This is a genomic window from Nocardioides sp. (assembly GCF_031422975.1).
Lineage (GTDB): Bacteria > Actinomycetota > Actinomycetes > Propionibacteriales > Nocardioidaceae > Nocardioides.
The window spans coordinates 1-3,133 of record NZ_JANPEO010000567.1 but is presented as its reverse complement, the minus strand read 5'-3'; the positions used below and the strand labels follow the sequence as shown (position 1 = coordinate 3,133).

Genomic DNA, 3,133 nt, shown 5'->3' with positions numbered 1-3,133 from the left:
TCGGCCTGTTCGGCGCGGCGGTGGTCGTCTCCAGGATCCAGCACCTTCCGCTTCGGGATCCGGATGACTCGATCGTGGGGCCGTCCTACATCCGGCTGCCCCTCATCGCCGGCGCCTGCTTCCTCATCGACGTGGTCGCGCGCTGCCTTCATGGCGGCGGTCTGGTCGGATGGCGCTCGCGGGCCCGGGCGGTCATCCGCGAGCGGTGGCATGCTCCGCGGATCCGGCTCGTCCTGATCGGCATGGGCAGCTGGTATCTCGCCTACGTCGGTTTTCGAAACCTGAAGAGCTACGTCCCCTTCGTGCGGCCGCACATGCTGGACGACGAGCTGCTGCGTCTCGACCGGAAGGTGACATTCGGCCACGACCCGGCCACGGTGCTGCACGACCTGCTGGGCACCGGAGTCGCCGCGCACCTGATGTCGATCACCTACGTCGCGTGGATCGTGTTCCTCACGCTGTCGTTGTTGATCGCCCTGTTCTGGACCAGCAACCTCGACACGGCCTGTTGGTACGTCACCGCGGTCGCGGTCAACTGGGTGTTGGGCGTGTCGATCTACTACCTGGTGCCCTCGACCGGCCCGATCTACGCACGGCCGGAACTGTTCGCGGACCTGCCGGAGACGCAGGTGACCCACATCGCCCAGAGCTGGCTGACCGACCGGACCGACATGCTCGCCGATCCGTTCGGCACCGACGCACTGCAGACGATCGCGGCGTTCGCGTCGTTGCACGTCTCGGTCATGGTGACCGCGACGCTGATCGCGATGATGATCAAGCTGCGCCCGGTCTTCATCCAGTGGGGTCTGTGGCTGTTCCTGTTCCTCAACATCCTGGCCACGGTGTACCTCGGGTGGCACTACCTGCTGGATGCCCTCGGCGGGATGGCGATCGGGGTGGCCGCGGTGTGGATAGCAGCGTGGGGAACCGGCAACCAGCATCGGCTGCCGTCCATCCTGCCCTCCCACCCTGGGCATGCCAACGTCTTGACCTCCAACGCCCACAAGCACGACGTGAGCGTCGGCACCGTCGGCTACGCGCGACCCGAACGCGAAAGGTTCTGGACCTGGCCGACCGTCGTGACCGTGGCGCGGACGATCGGCTCACTGACCCTGATCGTCGCGGCGGTGCGGAGCGATTCCATGGGCTTGCTGCTCGGCAGCCTTGCCGTCTACTGGGTGGGCGACATCCTCGACGGCTGGCTGGCGCGACGTCTGGATCAGGAGACCAGGATCGGGGCGGTGGCGGACATCCTCTGCGACCGCCTGTCCGCGGTCCCCCTCTACGTGGCGCTGGTCTGGCTCGACCGCACCTTGGCCCTGCCGGTCGGGGTGTACGTCGTCGAGTTCCTCGTGGTCGACCTGCTGCTGTCGCTGGCCTTCCTGGCCTGGCCGCTGCTGAGCCCCAACTACTTCTACCTGGTGGACCATCGGATCTGGGCTCTCAACTGGTCCCCGCTGGGCAAGACCGTCAACTCGGCCGCCTTCATCGCCATCCTGCTCCTGACCAGGGATGCCGTGCTCGCCACCGCATTCGCCCTCGCCCTGCTGACGCTCAAGGGCTTCTCGATGGCCAGGCTGCTCCGCATCGGGCTGCCCGACGGGTCAGGCCGCGCCGTCCGGATCCGCACGGCCACCCCGGAACCGGCGCAGACCAGGTCCCCGTGAGCGCACCCGAACTGCGACCGCGCACCGGTGAGGTCCTGCCTCGCGAGCAGGAGGGGTACTGGTGGGTTGCCCGCGTGTGGCTGCTCGTCGTGCTGTTCGCGATGGTGACCGCCGCGGGTTCGCACCACTACGGCATTCCGGTCAGGGACCCGCATGGCGCATGGCTGCCGTGGCGCATGGCGATCTCCGTCGGCCTGTTCGCGCTGCTCAGCCTGGTCGACGCCGGTCGCCGTGCTGGCCGACCGGGGTGGACGCTCCGCAGGACCCTCGAGGTGCTGCGGAGCCGCTGGACTCGAGGCCGCCTGGCCCTGGCCATGACTGGGCTGCTGGCGTACCACCTCGTGTACTTCTGCTACCACAACCTGAAGAGCTGGAACGTCTTCAACGAGCCGCGTGACGACATGCTCCAGCAGTGGGACCGATGGTTGTTCCTCGGGCACAGCCCCGCCGTGCTGCTGCATGACGTGCTGGGCCAGCACGTCGCGGCGTACGTGCTGACGCTGATCTACGTGTCGTTCTCGTCAGTGCTCTCGGCGTCCTTCGTCGCCGCACTGGTCTTCACCGACCGGGTTCGGCACGGATACGTCTTCATCACGTCCGCGATGTGGGTGTGGATCCTGGGGGTCGGCGCGTACTACCTGATTCCCTCACTGGGGCCGTTCAGCTACGCACCGGAGGAGTTCGCCGGCCTTTCCCACACCAGGACCCAGGACACACAGGCGCGCTACCTGACACAGCGCGCGGATCTGCTGGCACAGCCCCAGGCACACGACGCCACCGCGCAGATCGCGGCCTTCGCGAGCCTGCATGTCGCCATCGTGCTCATGATCTTGTTGATGGCGCGCTACTACCGGCTCGACCGGGCCGCACAGGCCATGACCGTGTACCTCGCAGGCACCATGGTGGCAACGGTCTACCTCGGCTGGCACTTCGCCGTCGACCTCATCGGCGGCTTCGTGGTGGCCTATGCCGCCGTGTTCCTCGGGCGATGGATGGTCTACCCGCGGCGCGCCCGTAGGTCGCAGGCCTAGCACCTCCGATGGCTCGGGGCTCTCGCGTCCGGGCCGGTGTCCGGAGCGGGTGGCGTTCAGCGGCGGGTCAACGACCGCAGCATGAACGCGAGTGCCATCAGCGCGCCGCCGGCCAGGCCGAACCACAGCAGCAGCGCACGCGACGACCCGAAGAGGTCGAGACGGGTCGGCGCAGGCGGCGGCGTCGAGTCGCGACGGTCCTGCGCCGTCGAGCGCTCGATCCTGCCGCCACGGCCCGGGTCGAGCGAGCGGGTGAGGGCATCGTGCGCCTGGACGACCCCGGCGCCGGTCCACGGGTTCAGGGCCGTCTCCGAGCCCTCGGTCGTTGCCATCAACCTGGCCACGACCTGCTTGGCGGTGTCTCGCGGATAGTGCGAGCGCAGCAGCGCCACGACACCGCTGACCTCAGCGGCCGCCCACGAGGTCGCCACCTGG

General features: G+C 68.2%; 3 protein-coding genes. 2 read left to right on the top strand and 1 reads right to left on the bottom strand.

The window, feature by feature from the left end:
• Both RMO85_RS16990 and RMO85_RS16985 read left to right on the top strand, forming a co-directional pair.
• The coding region (locus tag RMO85_RS16990; protein ID WP_310529902.1) for a phosphatase PAP2 family protein at window positions 1-1,667 on the top strand (1,667 nt) is incomplete at its 5' end.
• Window positions 1,664-2,698: a phosphatase PAP2 family protein gene (locus RMO85_RS16985; protein ID WP_310529901.1), complete on the top strand. Its 1,035-nt coding sequence runs from the start codon at window positions 1,664-1,666 to the stop codon at window positions 2,696-2,698. The genes RMO85_RS16990 and RMO85_RS16985, both read left to right, overlap by 4 nt.
• Window positions 2,699-2,754: 56 nt before the next feature.
• On the opposite strand, the gene RMO85_RS16980 is transcribed toward RMO85_RS16985, so the two are convergent.
• Window positions 2,755-3,133, bottom strand: a 379-nt coding sequence (locus tag RMO85_RS16980) for a S8 family serine peptidase (protein ID WP_310529900.1), incomplete at its 5' end; no start/stop codon positions are given.